Source organism: Actinoplanes octamycinicus (assembly GCF_014205225.1).
In the GTDB taxonomy this organism is placed as follows: domain Bacteria; phylum Actinomycetota; class Actinomycetes; order Mycobacteriales; family Micromonosporaceae; genus Actinoplanes; species Actinoplanes octamycinicus.
In genome coordinates, this window is sequence record NZ_JACHNB010000001.1 from 10,078,105 (window position 1) to 10,096,409 (window position 18,305).

Here is an 18,305-nt window from a genome sequence, read left to right on the forward strand (position 1 = left end):
CGGACTGACGACTCAGGAGTTCCGCGTGACCGTTCTGCGACCGCACGCCGAGGATCAGTACGCCGACGAGCTGGCTCAGCTGGCCGCCGCCGACGAGCGGCCCCGCCCGCCCGGCTGGCGGCTGTCCCCGCAGGCCGTGGTGACCTATCTGCTCGGTGACGGCGCCAAGATCACCCCGAAGTACGTGGGGCCGCGCCGGCTGATCGAGGTGGCCGTCTCCACCCTGGCCACCGACCGCGCGCTGCTGCTGCTCGGGGTGCCCGGCACCGCCAAGACCTGGGTCTCCGAGCACCTGGCCGCGGCCATCTCGGGCGACTCCACGCTGCTGGTGCAGGGCACCGCCGGCACCGCCGAGGAGGCGATCCGGTACGGGTGGAACTATGCCCGCCTGCTCGCCGAGGGCCCGACCGAGGCGGCCCTGGTGCCCAGCCCGATCATGCGGGCCATGCAGGCCGGGTCGATCGCCCGGCTGGAGGAGCTCACCCGGGTCCCGTCCGACGTGCAGGACGCGCTGATCACCATCCTCTCGGAGAAGACGCTGCCCGTCCCCGAGCTGGGCACCGAGGCGCAGGCGCAGCGCGGGTTCAACCTGATCGCCACCGCCAACGACCGCGACCGCGGGGTCAACGAGCTGTCCAGCGCGCTCCGGCGGCGGTTCAACACGGTGGTGCTGCCGGTCCCGGCCAACGCCGACGACGAGGTGGAGATCGTCGCCCGGCGGGTCGCCCAGCTCGGCAAGTCGCTCGACCTGCCCGAGGTGCCGGCCGCGCTGGACGAGATCCGGCGGGTGGTCACCGTCTTCCGCGAGCTGCGCACCGGGCTCACCGAGGACGGGCGGACCAAGCTGAAGTCGCCGACCGGCACGCTCTCCACCGCCGAGGCGATCTCGGTGATCACCAACGGGATGGCGCTGGCCGCGCACTTCGGCGACGGCACGCTGCACCCGGGTGACGTGGCGGCCGGCATCGTCGGCGCGGTGATCAAGGACCCGGTGTCCGACGCGGTCGTCTGGCGGGAGTACCTGGAGACGGTGGTCCGGGAGCGCCCCGACTGGCTCGACTTCTATCGGGCCGCCCGCGATGCCTGAGCGGTTCTACGGGGTCCGGCATCACGGGCCCGGGTCGGCCCGGGCGGTGGTGCGCGAGCTGGCGGCGCAGCAGCCGGAGATCCTGCTGGTGGAGGGGCCACCGGAGGCGGACGAGCTGGTGCGGTGGGTGGCCGACGGCGGGTTGGAGCCGCCGGTCGCGCTGCTGGGTTACGCGGTCGACGATCCGGGGCGGGCGGCGTTCTGGCCGTTCGCGGTCTTCTCGCCGGAGTGGCAGGCGATCCGGTGGGCGGTGGCTCGCGGGGTGCCGGTGCGGTTCTTCGACCTGCCCTATGCGTTCCGGGTGGCGCCGCCCGCGCCGCGCGACCCCGCCGGCCAGCCGGATGCGGAAGTGCTGCCGGACCCGGGCGGTGACCCGGAGGTGCGGGCCGGGCGGCCGGTGGATCCGATCGGGGAGCTGGCGGCGGCGGCCGGCTATGACGATCCGGAGCGCTGGTGGGAGGACGTGGTCGAGCACCGCGGGGCGCCGGTGTTCGAGGCGATCGCGGAGGCGATGACGGCGATCCGGGAGGGCGCGCCGGAGGATCCCGACGATCTGCTGCGGGAGGCCCACATGCGGACCGTGCTGCGGGAGGTGCGCCGCAAGCACGAGAACATCGCGGTGGTCTGCGGCGCCTGGCACGTGCCGGCGCTCACCCGGAGAGTCGCGGTCAAGGACGACGCCGCGCTGCTCAAGGGGCGGCGCAAGGGGAAGGTCGCGTTCACCTGGGTGCCCTGGACCTACGGGCGGCTCGCCTCCTGGTCCGGTTACGGCGCGGGCGTGCGCTCCCCCGGGTGGTACCACCATCTGTTCACCAGCGCCGACTCGGTGGTGCCGCGGTGGCTGGTGGATGCGGCCGGGGTGCTGCGCGCGGAGGGCGTGCCCACCTCGTCGGCGCACCTCATCGAGGCGACCCGGCTGGCCGAGGCGCTCGCCGCGCTGCGCGGCCGGCCGCTCGCCGGGCTGGCCGAGGTGACCGAGGCCGCCGAGGCGGTGCTGTGCGACGGGGAGCCGCTGCGCACCGAGCTGATCGCCCGCAAGCTGGTGGTCGGCGAGCGGCTCGGCGCGGTGCCGGACGAGATGCCCGCCGTGCCGCTCGCCAAGGACCTGGCCGCCCAGCAGCGCACGCTGCGGCTCAAGCCGGAGGCCACCGAGCGCACCCTGGAGCTCGACCTGCGCAAGGACATCGACCTGCGGCGCAGCCGCCTGCTGCACCGGCTGCGCACGCTGGACGTGCCGTGGGGGCAGCCGGCCGCCGGGCGGCGCGGGACCGGGACGTTCCGCGAGGAGTGGACGCTGCGCTGGCAGCCGGAGTTCGCGGTGCGGCTGGTCGAGGGCGGCATGTGGGGCACCACGGTGCTGGCCGCGGCGACCGCCCGGGTGGTCCGGCGGGCCCGGGCGGCGGAGAGCCTCGCCGAGGTGACCGCGCTGCTGGAGACATGCCTGCTGGCCGAGCTCGGGGAGGCGTACCCGGCGGTGCTGGCCGCCCTGGACACCCGGGCCGCGCTGGACGCCGACGTGCACCACCTGATGGCGGCGCTGCCCGCGCTGGCCCGGACCATGCGGTACGGCGACGTCCGGCGCACCGACGTGGCCGGGCTGGCCACGGTCACCGGGAGCCTGCTGAAACGGATCTGCGCCGGGCTGCCGTCGGCGGCCGGGTCGCTCTCCGACGACGCGGCCAAGCAGCTGCGCGACGGGATGGACGGCGTGCACCAGGCGGTCAGTCTGCTCGCCGATCCCGATCTGCGAGAATTGTGGCTGGCCACCGTCGGGTCGCTGGCCCAGCGGCCGGATCTGCACGGGTTGCCGGCCGGGCGGCTGACCCGGCTGCTGCTCGACGCGGGACGGTGGGACGCGGCGGAGGTGCGCCGCCGGCTGCGTCTGCAACTGACCGTGGGGACGCCGCCGGCGCACGCGGCCGCCTGGGTGGAGGGGTTCCTGGCCGGCGGCGGGCTGCTGCTGGTGCACGACGACGCGTTGCTGGGGCTGGTCGACGACTGGCTGGCCGACGTGCCGGCGGAGGCGTTCGACGACGTGTTGCCGCTGTTGCGGCGGACGTTCGGGACCTTCGAGGCCGGGGAGCGCCGGGCCATCGGGGAACGGGTGGCCGGGCCACGCGCGGGAGCCGCGGCGGCCGCGGACACGACGCTTGACGAGAGACGGGCGCTGGCGGTTCTGCCAGTGCTTGGTGCCCTGCTGGGGCATGACATCCGGGTCCGGGAGGACGCATGAACGGGGACGATTCGAAGCTCTTCTCGCACACCGCGGAGGAGCTCGCGACGGGAGAGGCCGGGGCCACGCCGGCGGTGATGCGGTTCTCGCATCCGGCGCCGGAGACGGCGGGCGGGACGGTGGCGCATTCGGCGGCGGCGGTGTTCTCGCATCCGCGGCCGGACGGGGCTGAGGAGCGTGGCGGGGCCTCCGGGCAGGCTCGTGGCGGGGCTTCCGGGCAGTCGCGCGGTGGGGCTTCCGGGGAGGCGCGTGGCGGGGCCTCCGGGCAGGCGCGTGGCGGGGCTTCCGGGGAGGCGCGCGGTGCGGCTTCCGGCCGGTCGCGTGACTCGGGGGCGGCCGGGGGACGGCGCGGTGAGCAGCCGAGAGGAGGACAGGCTGGCCGGGCGGATGTCGATGGTCAAGGGGCGGCTGCTGATGATCGCGGCGGAGCCAGGCGCCGGACGGGCGGGCGCTCAGGGCGGCGCGATGGCTGACGAGGACGTCGGGGGCGGGGCTTCGCGGGAGCAGGAGCCGCAGGCCACGGCCTTGCGGGGCGAGGCTTCGGGGGCCGAGTCCGCGCAGGCCGCGGCCTTGCGGGACGGGGTTTCTCGGGACGGGGCTTCGCGGGGCGAGGCTTCGCGGGACGGGGCTTCGCGGGAGCGGCTTCGGCGGTGGCGGCTTGTGCTCGGTGGGCCCGCCGAGGAGTCGCTGGGCAAGGCTGAGGGGCGGGACGGGCAGATGGACGCGGCGCTGGCCGCGCTCTACGACGCGGGTGGGGACGGGACCGGGACCCCGGCCAAGCGGTCGGCCGGGCTGGGCGGGTCGGCGCCGAAGGTGGCGCGGTGGCTGGGCGACATCCGGGAGTATTTTCCGAGCACGGTCGTGCAGGTCATGCAGGCCGACGCGATCGAGCGGCTGGACCTGACCCGGCTGCTGCTGGAGCCCGAGATGCTGGCCGCGGTCGAGCCGGACGTGCACCTGGTCGGCACGCTGCTCTCACTGAACCGGGTGATGCCGGAGGCCACCAAGGACGCCGCGCGGCAGGTCGTGCGCACGGTGGTCGAGCAGTTGGAGCGCCGGATCGCGCAGCAGACCCGGGCCGCCGTGTCCGGGGCGCTGAACCGGGCCGCCCGGATCAACCGGCCCCGGCAGGCCGACATCGACTGGGACCGGACGATCCGCGCCAACCTCAAGCACTACCAGGCCGAGCACCGCACGGTGATCCCGGAGCGGCTGATCGGGTACGGGCGGCGCACCACCGCGGTGCAGCGCGACGTGATCCTCTGCGTGGACCAGTCCGGCTCGATGGCCGCGTCGGTGGTGTTCTCCGGGGTGTTCGCGGCGGTGCTGGCGTCGATGCGGTCGCTGCGCACGTCGCTGGTCGTCTTCGACACCGCGGTGGTGGACCTGACCGAGCAGCTCAGCGATCCGGTCGAGGTGCTGTTCGGGACGCAGCTCGGCGGCGGGACGGACATCAACCGGGCGATCGGCTACAGCCAGCAGTTGATCACCCGGCCGCGGGACAGCATCTTCGTGCTGATCAGTGACCTCTACGAGGGTGGGGTGCGGGCCGACATGCTGCGCCGGGTCGCCGAGATGACGGCGGCCGGGGTGCAGGTGGTGGTGCTGCTGGCGCTCTCCGACGAGGGGGCTCCGGCGTACGACCACGAGAACGCGGCGGCGCTGGCGGCGCTCGGGGTGCCGGCGTTCGCGTGCACCCCGGACGCGTTCCCGGAGCTGATGGCGGCGGCGATCGAGCGGCGGGATCTGACGGCGTTCGCCGCCCGGTTCGCCGATCAGAAGGCGTCGGGCTGAGGCGGGGGCGGGATCAGCGGGAGCGGTTTCCGCCGGATGACGGGCGCGGGCTGCCCGCTGGGCAGTGCCCGGGGCCATGCGGCGACGTGCCGGGCGGGAGCTGCTCGCTGGGCAGCGCCCGAGACCATGCGGCGACGTGCCGGGCGGGAGCTGCTCGCTGGGCAGCGCCCGAGACCATGCGGCGACGTGCCGGGCGGGAGCTGCTCGCTGGGCAGCGCCCGAGACCATGCGGCGACGTGCCGGGCGGGAGCTGCTCGCTGGGCAGCGCCCGAGACCATGCGGCGACGTGCCGGGCGGGAGCTGCTCGCTGGGCAGCGCCCGAGACCATGCGGCGACGTGCCGGGCGGGAGCTGCTCGCTGGGCAGCGCCCGAGACCATGCGGCGACGTGCCGGGCGGGAACTGCTCGCCGGGCAGTGCCCGAGGCCATGTGGCGGCTTGCCGGGCGGGTTGCCTGGACGGCGGGGTCCGGGCGTACCGAAAATGGGCCGGGCCCGGAATGGTTGTTCCGGGCCCGGTGGGAGCGGCGGCGTCAGGCGACGACGATGCCGTTCTTGGCGTTGACCTCGCGCACCTGGCTGGGCAGGGTGAACAGGTCGATCAGGCAGCCGATGCCGAAGAAGCCGCCGAGGGTGAAGATGTACAGCACGCCGCGGCCGGTCTTGCCGAGGTAGAACTGGTGGACGCCGATGACGCCGAAGAAGAACCAGAGCACGTAGGCGAGGCCCACCTGCTTCGGGGTGGCCGTGACCACCTGCGCGGGCTGGGACATGTATGTCTCCTCAGGAGAAGTCGTTCCGGGGGACGTGTGACCTTTCAAGATCAACACGGCCCCTGAGGATACGGGCTCCGCTGATGCCGCGGTAGATCGATAAAGCGGGCAGTCGATGGACTATCGGTAACCACCACACAACGCGGGCGCGCCTTCTGCCACGATCGCCGGTCGGGCCATGCCGGCAGCCTTCGGCACCGGCCGCGGAGGGCGGCGCCGGGGTGAATCGTCGGTGGCCGGACGGCGCGGCGGGCGGTCACCCGCGGCCGGACGGCACGGCGGGCGGTCACCCGCGGCCGGACGGCACGGCGGGCGGTCATCGGTGGCCGGTGGCGCAGCGGGGGCAGCGGTCCGGGCATGAGGTGCGGGCCGGTGCGGCGGCCAGGCCGCTCGTGCGCAGGATCAGGTCGACGGCGGACTCCAGGTCGGACTGCTCCGGGATGACCTGTTCGCCGGGGACGCCCAGCAGGTCCCAAGGGTGGTACCAGTCGCGCATCTCCTCGGCGGTCACCGGGATCGGCTCGGGGCGGCGCCGGTGGCGGCGGACGGTCTCGTCGAAGGAGACGTCGAGGAAGTAGGCGGCGGACGGCCCCGGATGGCCGGCGATCAGGTCGCGGACGGCGTCGCCGTAGCGGCCGGTCCACAGGATGCCCTCGAGGACCACGTGATATCCGCCGTCCAGCGCGGCGCGGGCCGTCGTGGCGATGAAGCGCGGCGCCACCGGATCCGGGCCGGTGTCGTGTTCGCGCAGGATGATCCGGCGCAGGTGGTCCTGCTCGATCAGGGCGCAGCCGCGGCCGTACCGGCGGCGGACCTCGCGGGCGGTCGTGGTCTTGCCGCTGCCCGAGTTGCCGCGGATCACGACCAGCGTCGGGTAAGGACTCAGCATATCGGCAGACATTACTAAAAACTGGTCGGCAGGTCGTGACAGGCGCGCGGGTGGTAACTAGCGTAGTGCCTATGAATCCTTACTGGCAGGAGTCGTGGGATCGTCAGCAGGAAGCGTTCATGCCGGACCGGGAGCACCGGTTCGACACCATGCTGACCGCCGTCGCGGCGGTCACCGGAGGTGCGCCGCCGCGGCTGCTCGACCTGGCCGGCGGCACCGGGTCGATCAGCCTGCGGACGCTGGCCCGCTTCCCGGGCGCACGGGTCACCGTCCTTGACCAGGACCCGGTGCTGCTGGCCATTGCGGAGGGTTCGCTGAGCGGCCGGGCCACCGTCATCGACGCCGATCTGGGCGATGCGGGCTGGCGGGCCAAGTTGCCGCACGACGGGTTCGACGCGGTGCTGACCGCGACCGCGTTGCACTGGCTGCCCGCCGAGCGGACCAGCGCGCTGTATGCCGAGATCCGGGAGGTGCTGCGGCCGGACGGGATCTTCGTGAACGCCGACTACATGCCGGACGAGGAGCTGCCGGACTTCTCCCGCCGTCTGGCCGACCAGGCGCGGGCCGAGCGGAACGCGCGGTATGCGGCCGGCGCGGCGCTGTCGTGGACGGACTGGTGGGCGCGGGCGGCGGCCGACGAGGCGCTGGCCGGCAAGGTCGCGGAGCGGGAGCGGATCTATCCGGCCGGGCACGCGGCGGAGTGGAATCCGCCGGCGGCCTGGCACCTGGACGCGCTGCGGGCGGCCGGATATCGGGAATGCGGCCTGCTCTGGCGCGGCGGAACCGACGCCGCGGTCCTCGGCGTCCGCTGATCAAGCAGGCCGAGCGGATCGGCTGACCAAGCGAGCCGAGCGGATCCGCTGACCAAGCGAGCCGAGCCGGTCCACTGACCAAACTGGCCAAGCCGGCCCGCTGACCGAACGAGCCGAGCGGGTCCGCTGACCAAGCGAGCCGAGCCGGTCCACTGACCAAACTGGCCGAGCCGGCCCGCTGACCGAACGAGCCGAGCGGCTCCGCTGACCGAGCGAGCGGACCCGGCCGGGATGACGGCCCGGCCGGATCCGCCGCGGCATCAGTGCGTGCGCCCGCCGGCGTCCACATATCCGGCCATGCCCTCGGCCGCCGCGGCGGCCCGCAGCTCCTGCTGGTGCCGAGTGATGACCGGCACGGCTTTCTCGGCGAGGTCCTGCACCGCCTCCACCGACCCGTTCGCCACCTGGTCGGCCGCCATCTCGTGCACCTCGCGGTGACCGGCCAGCTGGGTGGAGATGAAGTACTCGTCGAAGGTGTCCGCCCCGGCGATCTGGTACCGCCGGGCCAGCGCCTGCTGCTCCTCGGTCGGCGCGTCGGGCAGCGAGATCCGCATGCTGCGCGCGATCGCGGTGAGGTCGGCGTCCATGTAGATGTGATCGCGCATCAGGTTCCCGGCGATCTTCTTGACCGCCGGGTCGGTGGTCTTCTGGAAGGCGATCCGCCCGGCGGCGATCTCGGCGAGGTTCGACTGGTGTGCCGCGCGGAGGAACTCGACGTCCTGGTCGGACGGTCCGTCGGCGCGGGCCGCGGTGGCGGGCAGGAGCAGCAGACCGGCAGCACCCAGCGCCGCCGCCATACGACGAATAATCATACTTTTCTCCTCGAATAGGTAATTTGCACCCTAACGAGGACAAGCGGCGGGCATCACCGTTTCCGCACAACTGGGATCACCGGCATCGGCGGGATCAAACCCGCGAGGATTCACTGCGTCCAGCGCAGGAAGCGCTCGAACAGGTCCGAGGCCGGGGTGTGCGGCATGTCGCGGGCCGCCTCCTCGAGGAAGTCCCACATCAGCACGGCCAGCTTCACCTGCCCGTGCTCCCGGGTCAGCCGGGCCCGGGCCGGTTCGCAGGGCCATGGATCACCGCAGGCGCGGCAGTCCCAGGACGGCCGGGCCGGGAGGTGCTCCACCTCGGTCATCGCCGCACCACGCTGTGCCACACATGGCCTCCCTCCGGGCCCCGGGCACGCGGGACGGCCCCCGGATCCGCCCGCCAACGCACCCGTGCACCACACGATCCGCGTACCGATATCCGGGGTCAACCGGCAGCGGGCGACCCTCCCTCTCCGGGTGACGGCAGCGACCGGAAGCCGACAGAACCGAGCCATTCGCGATTCACCCATTTCCACCCTTCATGTCCTGATATTTGCGAGGATGAAGCTTCATATCCGGAGCGGCCCGCAGACACGGAGGACGGTGACATGGCTGGTGAGGACCAGGACGGCCCGGCACCGCAGGGCAGTCTCTACGCCTCCGCCGCAGCCGTCGCCCCGTCCCGCCGCTCCCTGCGCCGCCGCCAGGCGATCGTCGCGCTCGCCGGGGCGGCCGCCATCCTGGCCGGTGGCGCCTTCCTCGGCACGCAGCTGATCGACGGGCGGCAACCGACGCTCCCGCAGCCGGCCGCCCTGGCCCCGCAACCCCCGCCGTCCCCCTCGGCGCCACCCACCGAGGAACCGCCGCCGCAGCTCGGCGCCAAACCGACCCTGGGTGCCGCCCGCGCCAAGCTGAGCCCGGTGCCGAGTCCGACCCTGGACGAGGAGCTGCTCGCCGGCGCCAGCCTGGCCGCGCTGGATCGGCAAGTCACCGAGCGGACCGAGACCACCCGGGACGGCAGCATCCGGATCACCACGGCCCGGTACGACCTGACCGGGCAGGGCCGGCTGGCCCTGGTCGCCGATCAGGGCACGATGGCCGGTTCCGCGCACTGCACCAACCGGGTCCGGCCGGCCGCCGGCGCGACCGCCACCGAGCGCCCGAACCTGCTGCTCTGCTGGCGCACCTCGCCCACCCGCAGCGTGGTGACGCTGGCGGTGAACCGGAGCGGCCGCCCGGCGGCGAGCGGAAGTGTCGCGGTGATCGAGCGCGAGTGGGCCGCACTCGACTGACAATTGGCTGAATATTGCCCGATCTTGCCCCGATATGAACCTTTCTCCGAAACCATAGGTCCGCGACGACGCAAGGAAGACGCGACGACATGACCCGCGAAGGAAACGACATGGCCAACGTTGACGAGAACCAGCCGGCTACGGACGGTCCCCAGCAGCCCCGGCGCCGGCGCGGTCTGATCATCGCCACCGGCGCCGCGGCGCTCGCGGTCGGCGGGCTGGTGGCGCTGCAGATCGCGCCGGACCGGCAGACGGACCTCGCCCAGCCCAACACGCTGAACGGCCTGGTGCCCCCGTCGGTGAGCGCGGCTCCGGCCGAGGCGAGCCCGTCGGCCGGGACCGGCTCGGCGGCACCGGACGCCGGCACCACCGCGCGCGGGAACGCGCTGGGCGTGGAGACCGGGACCGCCACGCCGAAGGCGACCACGAGCATGAGCGTCCAGGAGGAGATCGAGGCCGCCCGGGACGCCGCGGCCAAGGCCGGCTACCCGCTCAAGCGCCCCCTCCAGCCGAAGCCGAAGACGAACGCGAGCGGCCCGGTCGAGGTCACCAACAAGGGGACGCTCAAGGAGGACGGCGCCACCCTGCGGACGGTCTCCGCCCGGTACGACCTGACCGGTCAGCGCGAGCTGCTCTGGACGGCCGGCGAGTCGAAGAAGGTCGGCAAGGCCGAGTGCACCCAGACGTTCCGGTTCGACAACGACAGCAAGCCGAAGGAGCGCTCCACCATGCTGCTCTGCTGGCGCACCTCGGACGCCAAGAGCGTGCTGACCGTGGCGGTCACGATGAAGGGCCGGCCGTCGGCCAAGAAGACGGTCGCCGCCCTGGAGAAGAAGTGGAAGCAGATGGGCTGACCGGGGGAAACGACGAGGTCCGGGGTGGCGGCGCCACCCCGGACCTGGTCTGTCGTTCCGGCGGGAGATGTCAGGCGGCGACGGCCGCGCTGGTCACCCCGAGGATCCCGGTGCTGTCCGGCACCACGACCCGGTACTTGCGGCCGCTCACCGCGCCGCTGACCGTCACCTTCGCGGCGGCCGGGTACGTGATCGCCTGCACCCACTGGTTGTTCACCAGCTGCTCGACCACCACGGTCTGCCCGTTGACCCCGCCGAGCTGGACGCTGAGCGTGCCCTTAGCGGTACGGGTGACCGTCGCCGTGGCCCGCACCGTGTAGCTCGACACCGGCGAGACCGCGACCAGGTTGGTCGCCGAGGCGGCCACCTTGACCTGGACCTGGAAGCCCTTGGTCGCGGACCGGGTGACCGGCACCGTGCCACTGGTCGTGGTCACCACGTCGCCGCACTTCTCGGTGCCGCCGGTCTCGGTCACGCAGACCGACACCGTCTTGCGCGCCCACGCCTTGCCCGCCGCGGTCACCGTGAACGTGGTGGCGGTCGAGGTGCCGTACTTGACCTCGCGCGTCGTCACGTTCGACTTGATGGCCAGGGTGGCCGGCGCCGCGGTGGTGCTGGGCGTCGGGGAGGCCGACTTCGACGGAGACGGGGCGGACGAGGACGGGGCCGGAGCCGGCGACGACGAGGTGGACGACGGGGACGGCGCCACCGACAGCGACGGCGCGGCGGTCGGAGCGGCGGTCGGAGCGGCGGTGGGCGCCGAGGTCGGGGCGGTCACGGCCGCCAAGGCCGCCACGGCGTTCACCCGGCCGTACCCGAAATCGTTGTCCTTGCCGGCGGTCCCGAGGTCGACCGCGGACGTCTCCATCGCCTTCTCGATCTGGTCCGGGGTCAGGCCCGGGTTGACCGACTTGAGCAGCGCGGCCAGGCCCGCCACGTGCGGCGACGCCATCGAGGTGCCGCTCATCGTGCCGTAGCTGTTGCCCAGCGCCGCCGGGTAGGTGCTCAGGATCGCGCTGCCGGGCGCCGCCACGTCCACGTAGCTGCCGGCGTTCGAGTAGTAGGCCACCTTGTCCGCGGAGTCGGTCGCGGCGACCGCGATCACCCCGGTGTCCGCGGCCGGGTAGCTGACCGGGCTGCCCTCCTCGCGCTCGTTGCCGGCCGCCGCGATCACCGTGACGCCCTTGCCGCGGGCGTAGGCGATCGCGTTGCTGACCGCGGTGACCTTGGTGTCCGAGCCGAGCGACATGTTGATCACCTGGGCGCCGTTGTCGGCGGCCCAGACGATGCCCTCGGCGGCGTCCGACATGTAGCCGGAGCCGTCCTTGCCGAGCACCCGCACCGGAAGGATCTTGGCGTCCGGCGCCACCGAGGAGACGCCGACGGTGTTGCCGGTGACCGCGCCGATGGTGCCGGCCACGTGAGTGCCGTGCCCGTTCGGGTCGATGTTGCCGCCGGCCTTGTCGGTGGTGGCGTCCCAGCCGGTCAGCACCTTGCCGCTGAGGTCGACGTTGGTGGCGTCCACCCCGGTGTCGATCACCGCGACGGTCACCCCGGCGCCGGTCGAGGTCTGCCACGCGTCGACCGCGCGCATCGTGCTCAGGTCCCACTGCCGGCTGCGGTAGAGGTCGCTGCCGGTCGGCGCGCCCAGCGCGACCGCCTTGGCGTCGATCTCCACGCCGACCGCGTTCTCCGCGCGCTGCGCCTGCTCGACGAGCTTCTTGGCGGCGGCCTTGTCGGTGGCCTGCTTGACCGTGACGACGGGGCGGCCCTCGGAGTCGAGCGTGGTGCTGACCACCCGGGCCGGCTCCGCCTCCGACACCGTCGCCGGCACCAGCTGCTCCGCGCTCGCGGTCAGGCCGTAGGTCACCGGCTTCCACTCCGTGGTGCCGGTGGGCAGCGCGTACACACCGACGGCGGCCAGGGCGCCCACGGCCACGGCTCCGGCGGCGTACCGGCGCAGCTGAACCTTCATTGACATTCCTCCCGATCGCTTGCGAAGACCACCTTCGGGCGGCCGGGTTGCCGCGCCGGCGGCACGCCGGTAGCGAACGGGTTGCCGGTTCGCAGGGGTTCCGGCGAACTGCCCGAACCCCGCGGCCGGCCGGGAGACGATGGGGAATTCCGGGGCGCATCGCAGCAAAGCGCCCACACAGACTCGCGAAAGGTTGAGGACATGCGCAGCACATCGGCTTCCGCACGCCGCACCCGCCGCTCGCAAGCGATCTTCGGCGCCTCCGCCCTGGCCGCACTCGCTCTCGGCGGCGCGCTCGTCGCCACCCAGCACTCCGGTGATCAGGAGAGCAAGGCAGAGCCGGGGCGGGCCAGGATGCCGGCGGCCACCGGCCAGGCCGGCTCGACGAGAGCCGGCGCGGACAAGGCCGCCCCGAAAGAGGCCGAGGCGAAACAGCAGACTCAGGATGGGGCGGTGGCAAAGCAGCCGCGGACCAAGGAGGAGCGCATCGCCGCGGTACGCGAGGCGGCGGCCAAGCACACCACGAAGATCAACTATCCGCTGCCCCCGCCGCCCAGCGGCCGCATGCTGACCGACGCCGAACTCCACGCCAAGGTGACCCGGGACGGTGGCGAGACGCGCCGGCTCTACTCGGCCCGGACCGACCTCACCGGCCAGAAGGAACTGGCCTGGGTCACCGAGGACCACCAGACGATCGGCGCGGTGAGCTGCACGGACAAGGTCCGCTTCAGCGCCACCACCCCGGCGAAGGCCCGGCCCACCCTGCTGATCTGCTGGCGGATCAGCGACGCCCGGAGCGTCTACACGGTCGCCGTCAACCCGGACGGCAAGCCGTCACTGAAGCGCAGCGTCGCCGCGATCGAGAAGGAATGGTCGCGGATGGCCTGACGGCCACCACACGGAAAAGCGGCCCGGAGCTTGTGGCTCCGGGCCGCTTTCGCTTGCGGTCATTTCATTTCCGGTACGGCGGAAGCACCGCCGCGGGCCGGTCAGTACGGCGCGACGGTGAACGTCGAACCGCTGCTGATGATCGACGGGTTCGCCGTCGCCACGTCGGCCGCCTGGTCGGAAGCGTTCTCCACCACGGTCAGGGTGTAAGTGCCCTCAGCGATGTTGTCCGCCGGATCCGCATCCGTGGCACCGTCAGCGCCGTTGAGGTCGAGGCTGCAGATCAGCTCGGTGTCGTCGATGACGAGGACGCCGGTGCATTCGGCCACCGCCGTGCTGGTCGAACCCACCGCGTAAGGCGCGTCGAGGAGCAGCACCCGGGCCACCTCGGAGTCGTTGTCAGAGTTGGCGTCCGGAAGAATGAAGTCCTGGAAGCCCACCCCACGGACATCGATGTCGACCGAGGTCGTGTTCGGGGAGGTGTTCGGCGTGACGGTGACACCGTTGCTGTAGCTGAACGGGATCGGCGCGTCGTTGGTGGCGTTGCTGTTGTCCTGCGGCAGGTTGTTGTTGTCCGGGTCCAGGCTGCTCACCGTGCCACCGCTGGTGCTGACGATCACCGCAAGAGCGGAGTCCGGTGCGTGCTGAGGCGTGACGGCGGTGAAGCTGGTGCCGGAGCTGTTCATCTTGATGTTGGTCAGCGCCGCCCCGCCGATGGTGGCGGTCGTCGCACCAGCCGTCGTCGCGAAGCCCTCGCCGTTGATCGTGATGGTCTGACCGCCGAGCGACGGGCTGCTGGCCGGAGTGATGCTGGTGATCTTCGGCCGGGCGTTGATGGTGTAGGTGGTGGTGGCCAGCAGCGAGCTGGTGCTGGTGTCGTAGACGCAGACGTTCCACTTCGACGTTGTCTGGCCACTGACCAGAGACAGCCCGGTCGGCACGGTGAAAGCGATCTTCGTGGTGGACACCCGCTTCACGCCGGTGGCGTTCTGGACACCCGCGGTCGTGGTGCCGCCGGACGCGGCCACCGACGCGGCCGGCCTCGGGCTGGCGGTCTGGCTGGCCGCGGCGCCGTAGCAGCTCGTGTTGCTGGTCCCGTAGAACTGGAACTGGACCGCGAGCGTCGACCCGTCCGGGAACGGCGACGGGTTGGCCGTCGTAGGCGTCGCAGTACCGGTCAGCGCGTTGCCGCCGGCGCTCGGCCCGGTGGTGGAGCTCAGGATGAGCGCTACCGGCGCGGCGTACGCCGGCAGGTCAGCGGTCGCGACGGCGACGCCGGCAGCTGCCGTCCCCAGGGCAACGGCACCGTAGAGCCACTTCTGCCGGGTGGCCTTCTTGGACTTGTTCATGCAGATCCTCCTACGGCCTTCGGAGACCGCGTCGGTCGGATTGGGGGGCCCGGAGAGTCGTCGACGGGCCATCTCGCCTCGGAGCGTATCGCCGCAAATGCGCTCAATTCTGGACAGTGACGAAATTGGTGAGATTTACTCCTGTGTGCTGGTGAGACCCGGTCGGACGCCCGATGAGCACGCCAAACGGCCCGGAGTCCGAGGGACTCCGGGCCGCCGACTTGTCGCAGGAGAACTAAGCGTCGATCAGGAGTTGGTCACCGTGAAGGTGGCTCCGGGCGTGACGACGCTCTGGCTGTAGGTCGGGTCGCCGGTGTTGGCAGCGGGAGAACCGTTGGAGACGAAGGTCAGCGTGTACGCACCGGCCGGGACCGGAACGTTGGGAATGACCACCACATCGGCAGTCGACGCGTTCGGGGCAACACCCGACAGCACCGCCGTGTCAGCGGCCTCGTCGACACTCAGGACCTGTCGCGGAGCCGCGTAGTTGGTTCCGGTGATCCACCGGCCGATATCCGCCTTCGTCAGGATGCCGTCGGCGAACGAGACGTTCGCGGTACCATTGCCGACCACGGTCAGGGAGCCCCGGGCGTTCGCGGCACCGATGGTCGCCTGCATGGCCACACCAGCGGTCGCCGCCTTGGAGAGTACCGCGCTGGTGCCGGCAGCCGTGACCTCACGGATGACCGTGCCCGCCGGGATGCCCGCACCGGTGATGACCTTGCCGACGTCACTCTGCAGGAAGGTGGAGGTCGTGATGGTCACGACCTTGCTGCCGGACACCGGCGTCACCTCGCCGGCCCCGGTCTGCCGGGAAGCAACGTTGGCAGGCGGGATGTTGAGCCGCTGCGTCAGGTTCAGGATGCAGGCGGCCTCGTTGTCACTGATGACCAGCACGTCGGTGCATTCCGCGATGGCGGGGTTCACCATGATGCCGCTGGAAGTGGCCACCTCGGTCGGATCGTACTCACCCCGAGCCAGGTAGATGTGCGCCTGGGCCTGCGACCCGTTGAAGGTGGCCGAGGACAGCCCGACACCCCGGATCGCCAGGTTCACCGCGACCGCGGTGTTCGGGGCGGTGTTCGGCGTCGCCTCGATCGCCGGGACGAAGCTGTACGCCGACGGCAGGCTCACGCTGCCGTTCGGAGTGTTGACCGTCAGGATGACGTTCGACTCCTTGGCGTGCATCGGCGTCCGGGCGGTGAACGACGTGGAGTTCACCGGCGTGACGTCGAGCAGCGGAACCCCACCCAGCGTGGCCGTGATCGAGCCCGCGGCGGTCGTCAGGTTGGCGCCCGAGACGGTGATCTCGGTGCCACCCAGCACGGTGCCGGCCGCCGGCGTGACGCCGGACAGCGTGGGCGCGGTCGCCGAGGTGTAGGAAGCGGCGCTCAGCAGCGTGCTCGAACCGGTGTTACCACCGTAGATGCACATCTGGTACTCGGTCGCCGCGGCATTCGTCAGCGGCAGCGCCGGCACCGTGACCGCAGCACGGTAGTTCGACAGCTTGCGCGAAGCCACCGTGGTCGCGACGGTCCCGGTCGTGGTGTAGAAGGCCGGGCACTGGTCCAGCTTGGTGAACACCACGTACGGGGTGGTGACACCACTCAGGAAGGCCGCCGTTGACGTCGCCGTCACACCGTTGCCACCCGCGGCGGTGCCCACCGTGCTGCTGAGCGTGACCGCCGGGACGTTGATGGTGTAGCTGCTCGTGCCGACCAGCGTGTCACCGCTGCTCGATCCGCCGTAGAAGCAGACGCTGTACGGGGTGGAGACGTTGGTCGCGTTCGCACCCGCCGGCAGCACACCGGTCACGGTCGTGGCCGACACCTTGGTCACGCTGGTCACCGCGGCGGTGCCCGGCGTGCCGTAGGTGGCCGGGCATCCCGTCGCCGAGAAGCGGATGCCTGGAGTGGACGCGAACGTCCCGACGTTGGTCGGCACCGTGAAGGTGATCGTGTTGCCCGCGCCGGGCGCGCCGTTCGTCGGGTTCGCCGTGACACTGGGCGTCTGGGTGAAGGCGAGCGGACCGGCCACTGCCGCGCCGCTGGCGTTGGTGTTGTTCTTGTAGACACACAGGTTCATCGCCTGCGGAGCGCCACTGGTCAGCGTCACACCGGTGGGGATGTTGAAGGTCGCGGTGGTGTTGTCGACCTTGTTCGCGCCGGTCGCGGCGTAGGCCACCTTGTCGGTGATCGTGGTGGTGTAGTTCGCCGGACAGGTCGAGTTGTTGGTGTAGATCGCCGCCGGCGTTCCGGTCGCGAACGCGTCGCTGGCAGCGGCCTTCACCGTCACCGTGGTTCCGGTCGGACCACCCGAGGTCGAGAGCGCCGGCTGCACCGTGAAGATGTTGCCGGGGTCGTCGTTGACCAGGGTCGTCGCCGTGGCGCCGTAAACGCACACGCGGTACTGCTTCGCGGCGCCGCCGGCCGGCACGGCCAGACCGGCCGGCACGGTGAACTGCAACGTGTCGTTCGTACCCGCGAGCTTGGCCACGTTCGTCGCGGCGGTCGCGTTGGGACCCAGCGAGGTGTAGTCGGCTGGGCAGCTTGCGAGGGACGACGAGAAGGCCGCCGTCGGCGTTCCGGTGGAGAACGCAGTCGTGGTGGCGACGAAGGTGATCTGGGTGCCGGCGGGGCCGCTGGTCGGGGTGATGCTGGTCGGCGCGACGGCGAGTGCCATCGTCGGCGCGGCTAGTAGGGCGGCCCCCACCACCCCTGTGGACAGCCCGGCGGCGTACGCCAGCCGGGTTTTGTTGCGGGACTTACGCATGCGAGGTCCTCCTACGGGTCCTGCGGACCGCGTCGCTGGATTTTTAGGGCCCTGGCGCTCGGTGAACCGTCGCGGGCCATCTCGCGGAAGCGTAACTATTGCTGCCGGTTCGTCTGGGTAGAGTCGCAAACATCCTCATATGTCAGACAAACTCCTGGTAGGGTCGGTGACCCGCACGGCACCTCGACATATGCCGATGTGACGATCATCGACCGAAGAACAACTAAGGGTCGGCTTCCCTAAATGTCTCAAGAAAGGCTGCCCTAACCATTCTTCTTTTCTCGGAATGTCATCCGGGGAAACGGTTTTGACCTCGAAGCGAGGGTTACATTCGGGGGCGAGAAAACCGGGGACCAGAGGGAGGACGCGCGATGACCCAGATGATGAACATGCCTCGGGTGCAGACCTGCACGGTCACGGACTGTGGCTACAACCACGACGGATGCACCGCGTTCGCGATCACGATCGGTGACCTGAACGCGGAGTGTGACACGTTCATCGGCTCCGGCCTCAGTGGCGGGATGGGTGTGGCCACCGCTCAGGTCGGCGCCTGCAAGCGGGCCGACTGCAAGTACAACAAGGATCTCGAATGTCAGGCCCCGGCGATTACCGTCGGCGCTTCGGCCGACCGCGCCGACTGTCTGACATACGAAAAGTAAGACCACTCCGGCATACGAAAAGTCGGACCACCGCGGAGCCCGCCACCTCCACCCGGAGGCGGCGGGCTTTTCCGTGTCCACCGTTGACATCGGCCGGAGCCGGCGCTAGGTTCATC

15 protein-coding genes are annotated in these 18,305 nt (G+C 71.6%); 8 read left to right on the forward strand and 7 right to left on the reverse strand.

Annotation, left to right across the window (positions count from 1 at the left end):
- Positions 1–25 precede the first annotated feature (25 nt).
- From BJY16_RS45725 to BJY16_RS45735, 3 genes are all read left to right on the forward strand, one after another.
- Positions 26–1,087: an ATP-binding protein gene (locus tag BJY16_RS45725; protein WP_185046074.1), complete on the forward strand. Its 1,062-nt coding sequence runs from the start codon at positions 26–28 to the stop codon at positions 1,085–1,087.
- On the forward strand, positions 1,080–3,320 hold the full coding sequence (locus BJY16_RS45730) for a DUF5682 family protein (protein WP_185046075.1): 2,241 nt from the start codon (positions 1,080–1,082) through the stop codon (positions 3,318–3,320). Before BJY16_RS45725 ends, BJY16_RS45730 begins: the two co-directional genes overlap by 8 nt.
- A gap of 660 nt (positions 3,321–3,980) precedes the next feature.
- Entirely contained in the window at positions 3,981–5,114 is a 1,134-nt protein-coding gene (locus tag BJY16_RS45735; protein WP_185046076.1) for a VWA domain-containing protein, read from the forward strand.
- A 530-nt stretch (positions 5,115–5,644) separates the two neighbouring features.
- Here BJY16_RS45735 and BJY16_RS45740 read toward each other — a convergent pair.
- Both BJY16_RS45740 and BJY16_RS45745 read right to left on the reverse strand, forming a co-directional pair.
- Positions 5,645–5,884: a TM2 domain-containing protein gene (locus BJY16_RS45740; protein ID WP_185046077.1), complete on the reverse strand. Its 240-nt coding sequence runs from the start codon at positions 5,882–5,884 to the stop codon at positions 5,645–5,647.
- 316 nt (positions 5,885–6,200) lie between these two features.
- Positions 6,201–6,785 (reverse strand): AAA family ATPase, encoded by a 585-nt coding sequence (locus BJY16_RS45745; protein ID WP_185046078.1) that lies wholly within the window; start codon positions 6,783–6,785, stop codon positions 6,201–6,203.
- Between the two features lie 59 nt (positions 6,786–6,844).
- On the opposite strand from BJY16_RS45745, the gene BJY16_RS45750 reads away from it, so the two are divergent.
- Positions 6,845–7,585, forward strand: a complete 741-nt coding sequence (locus BJY16_RS45750) for a class I SAM-dependent methyltransferase (RefSeq protein ID WP_185046079.1) — start codon at positions 6,845–6,847, stop codon at positions 7,583–7,585.
- Positions 7,586–7,845: 260 nt separating this feature from the next.
- On the opposite strand, the gene BJY16_RS45755 is transcribed toward BJY16_RS45750, so the two are convergent.
- Together BJY16_RS45755 and BJY16_RS45760 are read right to left on the reverse strand one after the other, a co-directional pair.
- Positions 7,846–8,397: a DUF4142 domain-containing protein gene (locus tag BJY16_RS45755; protein WP_185046080.1), complete on the reverse strand. Its 552-nt coding sequence runs from the start codon at positions 8,395–8,397 to the stop codon at positions 7,846–7,848.
- Between the two features lie 110 nt (positions 8,398–8,507).
- Positions 8,508–8,726 (reverse strand): hypothetical protein, encoded by a 219-nt coding sequence (locus tag BJY16_RS45760; RefSeq protein ID WP_185046081.1) that lies wholly within the window; start codon positions 8,724–8,726, stop codon positions 8,508–8,510.
- A gap of 282 nt (positions 8,727–9,008) precedes the next feature.
- Between BJY16_RS45760 and BJY16_RS45765 the strand changes: the two genes are divergently transcribed.
- Together BJY16_RS45765 and BJY16_RS45770 are read left to right on the forward strand one after the other, a co-directional pair.
- Positions 9,009–9,692, forward strand: a complete 684-nt coding sequence (locus BJY16_RS45765; protein WP_185046082.1) for a hypothetical protein — start codon at positions 9,009–9,011, stop codon at positions 9,690–9,692.
- Positions 9,693–9,802: 110 nt separating this feature from the next.
- Entirely contained in the window at positions 9,803–10,546 is a 744-nt protein-coding gene (locus tag BJY16_RS45770) for a hypothetical protein (RefSeq protein ID WP_185046083.1), read from the forward strand.
- A 70-nt stretch (positions 10,547–10,616) separates the two neighbouring features.
- Here the strand turns inward: BJY16_RS45770 and BJY16_RS45775 are convergent, their stop codons facing one another.
- Complete coding sequence (locus BJY16_RS45775; RefSeq protein WP_185046084.1) at positions 10,617–12,521, reverse strand: S8 family peptidase; 1,905 nt, start codon at positions 12,519–12,521, stop codon at positions 10,617–10,619.
- 201 nt (positions 12,522–12,722) lie between these two features.
- Here BJY16_RS45775 and BJY16_RS45780 point away from each other — a divergent pair, with 201 nt between their 5' ends.
- Positions 12,723–13,409: a hypothetical protein gene (locus BJY16_RS45780; protein WP_185046085.1), complete on the forward strand. Its 687-nt coding sequence runs from the start codon at positions 12,723–12,725 to the stop codon at positions 13,407–13,409.
- Between the two features lie 101 nt (positions 13,410–13,510).
- Here the strand turns inward: BJY16_RS45780 and BJY16_RS45785 are convergent, their stop codons facing one another.
- Positions 13,511–14,758, reverse strand: coding sequence for an IPT/TIG domain-containing protein (locus BJY16_RS45785; RefSeq protein ID WP_185046086.1), 1,248 nt, complete (start codon positions 14,756–14,758; stop codon positions 13,511–13,513).
- 246 nt (positions 14,759–15,004) lie between these two features.
- Positions 15,005–17,530, reverse strand: coding sequence for an IPT/TIG domain-containing protein (locus BJY16_RS45790; RefSeq protein ID WP_185046087.1), 2,526 nt, complete (start codon positions 17,528–17,530; stop codon positions 15,005–15,007).
- Positions 17,531–17,901: 371 nt separating this feature from the next.
- On the opposite strand from BJY16_RS45790, the gene BJY16_RS45795 reads away from it, so the two are divergent.
- Entirely contained in the window at positions 17,902–18,189 is a 288-nt protein-coding gene (locus BJY16_RS45795) for a DUF1540 domain-containing protein (protein ID WP_185046088.1), read from the forward strand.
- Positions 18,190–18,305: the final 116 nt, after the last annotated feature.